7 protein-coding genes are annotated in these 7,667 nt (G+C 46.3%); all 7 read left to right on the top strand.

What is annotated here, in order from left to right; genetic code table 11:
* On the top strand, nucleotides 1–276 hold a 276-nt coding region (locus tag CCU_RS00545), incomplete at its 5' end, for a DUF933 domain-containing protein (protein WP_208895865.1).
* 24 nt (nucleotides 277–300) lie between these two features.
* Nucleotides 301–1,410, top strand: a complete 1,110-nt coding sequence (lgt, locus tag CCU_RS00540; protein WP_015533172.1) for a prolipoprotein diacylglyceryl transferase — start codon at nucleotides 301–303, stop codon at nucleotides 1,408–1,410.
* 318 nt (nucleotides 1,411–1,728) lie between these two features.
* Nucleotides 1,729–2,181, top strand: a complete 453-nt coding sequence (gene mraZ, locus CCU_RS00535; protein ID WP_015533171.1) for a division/cell wall cluster transcriptional repressor MraZ — start codon at nucleotides 1,729–1,731, stop codon at nucleotides 2,179–2,181.
* A 19-nt stretch (nucleotides 2,182–2,200) separates the two neighbouring features.
* Complete coding sequence (gene rsmH, locus CCU_RS00530) at nucleotides 2,201–3,136, top strand: 16S rRNA (cytosine(1402)-N(4))-methyltransferase RsmH (protein ID WP_015533170.1); 936 nt, start codon at nucleotides 2,201–2,203, stop codon at nucleotides 3,134–3,136.
* Between the two features lie 27 nt (nucleotides 3,137–3,163).
* Nucleotides 3,164–3,739, top strand: coding sequence for a hypothetical protein (locus tag CCU_RS00525; protein ID WP_015533169.1), 576 nt, complete (start codon nucleotides 3,164–3,166; stop codon nucleotides 3,737–3,739).
* A 37-nt stretch (nucleotides 3,740–3,776) separates the two neighbouring features.
* Nucleotides 3,777–6,089, top strand: a complete 2,313-nt coding sequence (locus CCU_RS00520) for a peptidoglycan D,D-transpeptidase FtsI family protein (RefSeq protein WP_015533168.1) — start codon at nucleotides 3,777–3,779, stop codon at nucleotides 6,087–6,089.
* Between the two features lie 189 nt (nucleotides 6,090–6,278).
* A partial coding sequence (locus tag CCU_RS00515; RefSeq protein WP_208896324.1) for a peptidoglycan D,D-transpeptidase FtsI family protein occupies nucleotides 6,279–7,667 on the top strand: 1,389 nt, incomplete at its 3' end.

Here is a 7,667-nt window from a genome sequence, read left to right as displayed (position 1 = left end):
AGCTACTCACTTCTTGGTCTTATCAGTTATCTGACAGCCGGAGAGACAGAGTCAAGGGCATGGACCATCAAGAAGGGAACGAAGGCACCTGGAGCAGCTGGCAAGATTCACTCAGACTTTGAGAGAGGATTTATCAAGGCGGAGGTTGTCAGCTACAAGGATCTCATGGACTGCGGAAGCATGCTTGCGGCCAAGGAGAAGGGCCTTGTAAGACAGGAAGGCAAGGAATATGTGGTTGAGGATGGAGATGTTATTCTCTTCAAGTTCAACGTGTAAATGAATCTAGGAGGATGTAACGATATGTCTCAGATATCAGAATATTTTAGAAGCATATTCTTTCCGAATCTTGGGATAACCCTCAGAAACATAGGTGACCATATCAATATAGGAAGCTTTGAGGTGAGGTTCTACGGGATCATCATCATGATAGGATTCCTGCTGGCATATGTACTTGTCACCAACGAGGCAAAGAGAACAAAACAGAATCCTGAAATGTATCTGGATTTCATACTTATACTTATCATCCCGGCCATACTTGGAGCAAGACTCTACTATATCCTGTTCAGACTTGACCAGTATATAGTGCAGGGCGATGTGGGAGCTACACTCAAAGCCATGCTGAATATCAGAGGCGGCGGACTTGCCATATATGGTGGAATCATAGCGGGAGTCATCACGGCGGTAATATTCTGCAAGGTGAGAAAAGCCAGCTTTGTGCTCATGGCGGATACAGCCACATTCGGAATACTGATCGGGCAGATACTTGGAAGATTTGGCAACTTCTTCAACAGAGAAGCATTTGGCGCATATACGAACAGTAAGATGGCCATGGCGATTCCTCTTGATTACTACAGATCAGAGGGCAATCTTGATTATCTGGAGAGAACCGGGGTCATCACACAGAAGATGCTGGACAATGTGGTGAATATAGACGGCATGGATTGCATAACGGTCCATCCGACATTCCTGTATGAGTCCTTATGGAATCTTATGCTGCTTGTGTTCTTATTTATATATAGAAAGCACAAGAAATTCAAAGGAGAGTTCGCTCTTATATATGTGGGAGGATACGGACTCGGAAGATTTATCGTCGAAGGTCTCAGAAGTGATTCCCTGATGATCGGCAATACAGGGATCAAGGTATCCCAGGCGCTTGCACTTGTATGCTTTGTAACTGCCGTGGTACTGCTTGTCATAAATTATGTAAGATGTGCCAAGCGTGGCTGGCCTGTTGCAGTTATGGGAGACGCCGCTGGCACAGAAGTGAAGATTAGTGGCGAATGTGATCCTGCGGATACAGAAGTGGAGACCAGTGGTGAAGCAGACGCTGCCGGTACAGAAGTGGAGACCAGTGGTGGATCAGATGACGCTGGAGAAAAAAAGAAAGATGACAAAGATGCCACAAAATAGCATTTCATCGCAGAAAAAGTGGCAATAAAAATAATATAACAGGGAGACAATACAGATAAATACCCACAAGGTGGAGATATCCCCCACGAAATGGGAAAAAACTGGGATTTGTCCCCACCACAAAAAGCCTGTAGGTTTGACAGTGAAAACTGTTAGATCTACAGGCTTTTTTGCGTATTTGCACACACTTTTTTCATATAACAGGGTTGCAATTTGGGGGGCTATAGTATAGAATAGTGGTTACAAGTGGCATTACTGTGCAACTAAGTGGTGGAAAGTGGTGATTGAACCGGAGTTATACGAAAGGAGGAGATCGGGATGTCCAGATGCTTATCAGGTGAATATGAACATAAGCTTGATGCAAAAGGAAGACTGATCATGCCATTAAAACTTCGTTCGGAACTCGGGGAGTCATTCATGGTAACCAAAGGAATCGACTGCTGTCTCTATGTATATGGAATGACAGAGTGGGAGGAGTTCGTTGAGAAGCTGAACAAGCTTCCTATGACCAACAGAACGGCCAGAGCCTTCAAGAGAGGTTTCCTTGCCGGAGCGGTCAAGTGTGAGCCGGATGCACAGGGAAGAATACTTCTATCTCCGAAGCAGAGAGAATATGCTCATATAGACAAGGATGTGTATGTCATCGGTAACGGTGAGAAAGCGGAGATCTGGAGCAAGGAAGAGTGGGATGGCCCTGAGAACATGAGTGATAATCAGGCCAGCATGGACGAGCTTGCAGATGAGCTTGATGCACTTGATTTTAGTTTTTAGAAGAGAATGGTAATTGATTATGGAATTTGCGCACAAGTCGGTCTTGCTTGAGGAGACCATCGACAACCTGAATATCAAGCCGGATGGCATCTATGTGGATGGCACATTAGGGGGAGCCGGACACTCAGAGCAGATTGTGAAGAGGCTTGGTGAGGGCGGCAGGCTTATAGGTATCGACCAGGATGAGGATGCCATAGCTGCAGCGTCGAAGAGACTTGAGCCGTATGGGGATAAGGTGACCATAGTCAGGGATAATTACCAGAATTTCAGAAGAATATTGGATGAACTGAACATACAGAAGGTGGACGGGATACTCCTTGATCTGGGAGTGTCTTCATATCAACTCGATAATGCGGATAGAGGATTCACATATCGGGTTGATGCTCCACTGGATATGAGGATGGACAACAGGCAGACAAAGACTGCAAAGGATATAGTCAATGATTATTCCGAGGCTGAGCTGTTCCGTATACTTAAGGATTACGGAGAGGAGAGATATGCAAAGAGTATTGCATATCATATATGCAAGTATCGTGAGAACAAGGTGATAGAGACCACCGAAGAGCTCAACGATATAATCCGTGGCTCCATACCGGCAAAGGCAAGGAATGGACAGGGACATCCGTCCAAGCAGACATTTCAGGCGATCAGGATAGAGCTTAACAGAGAGCTTGATGTGCTCAGGGATTCAATAGACGGCATGATAGCAAGCCTGAATCCGGGAGGAAGATTGTGTATCATCACATTTCATTCCCTTGAGGACCGGATAGTGAAGCTAGCATTCAGGAAAAATGAAAATCCATGCATTTGTCCACCGAACTTTCCGGTGTGCACATGCGGAAGAAAGCCTCTCGGCAAGGTGATAACGAGAAAACCGATCATACCGGGAGAAAGGGAGCTTGAGGAGAATTCCAGATCAAAGAGCTCAAAGCTCAGAGTGTTTGAGGCAATTTGACAGATATAAATGAAAGAGGCGATATAGATGGCAGATAGAAGATACTACACAGAGGGTAGTTCTGCAAGACAACTGAATTATGATGACCGGGCTGGACGTAACAGATCCCGCGAAGCTGTAGTCAGAGGCTCAGCCGCTCCGGCGAGAAGACCACAGCCTTCAGTGAGACCTGAGAGAGCTCCACAGCCGGCGCGAAGAAAGAAACAGGGATCATCTCATCTGACTGACAGAGAGAGACGAGAGCTTGCAGCCAGAAAGGCACAGAGAAAGGCAGTTACAAATGCACAAATAAGATATACGGCGGGCATGGTTGCTGCGATAATCGTTGCGGTGGCGCTGTGCTGTTATCTTCTGAAACTTACATCAGATGTCAAGTCACAGAAGGAGTCAGTGGCAACGCTGAAGAGCCAGGTGGCAACACAGCTTGACGAGAATGCAAGCTACAGCGCAGGACTTGATTCCATGACAGATCTGGATGAGATATATAATATTGCAACTACTAAGCTCGGCATGGTATACTCACAGCCGGGACAAACATTATACTATTCACAGAATAATGATGATTACGTAGTACAGTACAAGGATGTCCCTAAGGCCAAGTAGTCTTAGGGATATTTAATTTTTAAGGTGGAAAGATAAAATGTCAAAGAGATCAAAGCTATTTTTAAAAGGGATGAGAAGAAAGACCAAGATCGCATATTTGCTGGTGGTGGGAGTTCTGGTGGCACTCACCATAAGAGTTGTGTACATCAACGTGGCAAATGGAAAGGAGTATTCGGAGGCGGTGGTTCTGCAGATGGACTACAATTCCACGGATATTCCGTATGAGAGAGGCGAGATACTGGACAGAAATGGAAATGTCCTTGCAAACAGTGAGAAGACCTACAGCCTGATACTTGAGCCTGTGAATATTCTGATCACGGAGAAGGGAAAGGCGGCAACAAGAGCTGCGGTGCTGGAGTATTTCGATGTGTCAGGAGACGATTTTGACAAGCACATTGCAAATGAGGATTCTTATTATGAGGTAGTCCTCAAGGATCTTCCATATACAAAGGTTAAGGCATTTGAGGATTACTGTAAGACCGATGAGGGCGCAGATGTCATAGGAGTGAGATTCGAGACAGTGTATAAGAGAAATTACCCAAATGGATCTCTGGCGTGTCACCTGCTCGGATACACCGCCAGCGGAAATGTTGGACAGGGTGGTATTGAGGGCTATTATAATGACTACTTAAACGGTGTGGATGGCAAGACTTACAGATATATGTCGGGCTCAGGCGGCGTTGACTCGGAGACTGTGGCAGCCCAGAATGGTGAGACAGTAGTATCCACCATAGATATGAATATACAGAAGATCATAGAGGACAACATCACTGAGTATATGCAGAATACAGGTGCTAAGCAGATAGGTATCATAGCAATGGATCCAAACAATGGCGAGATACTTGGAATGGCAAGCTCACGTACCTACGATCCAAATGACCCGATGAACACACAGGCGCTCAGGAACATGACAGTCACCGTCACCCAGGAGGTTGAGATCGAGGGTGCAGATGAGAATGCGGACAGCCTGATAAGCGTTGAGAGTGCAAAGAAAAATACAACAGCAACAACGGAGAGCAGCGAGGATGGCACTACCACAGAATCATCCACAGAATCATCCACAGAAGCGACCATCGAACAGAAGAAGAATGTAAAGACTGAGGAAGTGGAATACGATTTCTCAAAGATGTCGGATGAAGAGTTCCAGAGCACGATAGATGGATTTACATCAGACCAGTTATATGAGGCACTCAACTATGTATGGCAGAATTACTGTATAAGTGATGTGTTTGAGCCGGGTTCAACATACAAGGCATTTACCATAGCGGGAGCCATGGAGGATGGAGTGATCTCAGACGGAGATGAATTTCTCTGTGATGGTTCACAGGTCGTAGTCGAGGGAGAGAGCCCTATTTACTGTAGTTACAGAGCAGGACACGGAATGGTTGACGTCAAGAGAGCTCTGGCTGTTTCATGTAATGATGCGTTGATGCAGATAGCGGACAAGGAGGGACCAGAGACATTTGACAAATATCAGATGATATTTAACATTGGTTCCAAGACAGGAATAGATCTCGAAGGTGAGACGACAGGTATTAAGTACGATGTGGAGAATCTTAATCCTACAGAGCTTGCGACATCTTCATTTGGACAGGGTGTTACAACATCTATGATTCAGATGGCAGCGGGATTCTGTTCTGTAATAAACGGCGGAAATTATTATGTGCCACATGTTGTCAAGAGACTTCTGGATTCAGACGGAAATGTGGTTGAGAATATGGATCCGGTGCTTGTCAGAAAGACCATATCCAAGGAAGTGTCGGATTACATGAAGACATACCTCCAGGCGGTTGTTGAGGAAGGTACAGGATATGCGGCTGGAATAGAGGGCTACACCATCGGTGGTAAGACAGGTACAGCCGAGAAGCTTCCTCGAGGAAATGGAAAATACGTACTGTCATTCATAGGATTTACCCCTGTTGAGAATCCTCAGATAATGCTTTACGTTGTAGTTGATGAGCCTCATGTTGAGGATCAGTCAGGATCAGGAGCAGGAGCAAAGCTGTTCAATCAGGTTATGCAGGATCTCCTTCCATACCTGAATGTATACTCAACAAACGGAGATGATGTGGCTTATGACGGAACGGAGGAGCCGCTCTCATCAGCATTTGACACGGATACAGAGACTGCAGATACAGAGGCGGCAACAGAGGATGCGGCTGCTGAGGACACATCAGCGGAAGATACATCAGCGGAAGATACATCGACCGACGACACATCGGCGGATGACACGTCGTATGACGATACGGCAGACGACAGTTATACGGCGGACGATACATGGGAGGATGACAGCGGAACAGGCGACGGCACGGATACGTGGAGCGGTGACGAGGACTATTCCGGCGAATGATAATTTACATAGTAAACCAAAGCATCGAAGGTGCAGATACACCTCCGGTGCTTTTTTAATGCAGAGATAGATTTGTACACGAATAGGCGAATACATGAGGCATCCGGCTAATATGATAATAAAAAAGTCCGGGACCAAGAGTTGAAGGTATACAGTTATAACAGGCGGAGGATAAAGTTTGTGTTCGTTATGGCGGCCCTAGCGCTGGGAGTTATAGTTGGCCGTCTTGCATACATAATGCTCTACAGGGGAGAATATTATAGTGAGAAAGCAGATTCCCTGCATGAGAGGGAGAGAAGCATAAAAGCTCCCAGGGGAAGGATATACGACAGAAATGGCAATATCATAGCGGACAACAAGGCGGTGTGTTCAATATCCGTGATACACAGCCAGATAGAGGATGAGGCGGAGGTCACAGAGCTTCTTACAAGATATCTGGATAAGGATCCGGCAGACATCAGGAAGAAGGTGGAGAAGGTATCCTCAAGGGAGCTCATAGCGTCAAATGTAGACAAGGAGACCGGAAAAAAGATCAAGGCGGCTGCTGTTCCGGGGATCAAGGTGGACGAGGATTACAAGCGCAGCTATCCATATGATACCCTTGCATCGAAGGTTATAGGCTTCACCGGTGCTGATAATCAGGGAATACTGGGCCTTGAGGTGACATATGACAGTGTGCTCACAGGGACAAATGGAAGCATAAATGCGGTCACGGATGCAAGGGGAATAGAGCTTGCGGAATATTCAGAAACCAGGACAGAGCCCATTCCCGGAAATGATCTCGTGACAACACTGGATCTCAATATACAGAGATATGTGACACAGGCTGCAGAGAAAGTCCTGATCGAGAAAAAAGCAAACAGGGTGTGTGCAATAACGATCAATCCCCAAAATGGCGAGATATATGCCATGGTGGATGTGCCGGAATACAACCTGAACGAACCGTTCAAACTGGTTAAGCCAGAGAACGATGAAGAGACAGACACAGGGGAAGATGCAGAAAGGAATAACAGCGCATCCGGGACATCCATGTTGCTGCCTACAGCCGGCAATATGGATGAGCTGAACAATATGTGGAGAAATTATCTGATAAGCGACACATATGAGCCGGGATCAACCGCCAAGATAATAACACTGACGGCAGCACTCGAGAAGGGAGCGGTCGACAGCAGCTCAAACTTTTTCTGCCCGGGATATAAGATAGTTGAGGACAGAAGGATAAGGTGTAGCAAGACCACGGGCCATGGAAGCCAGAGCCTTAAGGAGGCGCTCATGAATTCCTGCAATCCGGCGTTTATGGAGATAGGAGAGAGAACAGGAGTGGATGGCATGTACGAGTATTATCACAAGCTGGGATTGTTCAGTCAGAGCGGAATAGACCTTCCCGGAGAGGCAAACTCCATCATGCATAAGAAGGAAAATGTAGGGCCGGTAGAGCTTGCCACCATGTCGTTTGGACAGTCATTCCAGGTGACTCCGATACAGTTCATATCTGCAGTGTGCACGGTTGTGAATGGAGGGCATACGGTAACTCCACATTTGGGAAAAAGGATAATAGACAGCAGTAAAGAAACTATT

Origin of the sequence: Coprococcus sp. ART55/1, from assembly GCF_000210595.1 — a bacterium.
In the GTDB taxonomy this organism is placed as follows: domain Bacteria; phylum Bacillota; class Clostridia; order Lachnospirales; family Lachnospiraceae; genus Coprococcus; species Coprococcus aceti.
This window is presented reverse-complemented; position numbering and strand designations above follow the sequence as displayed.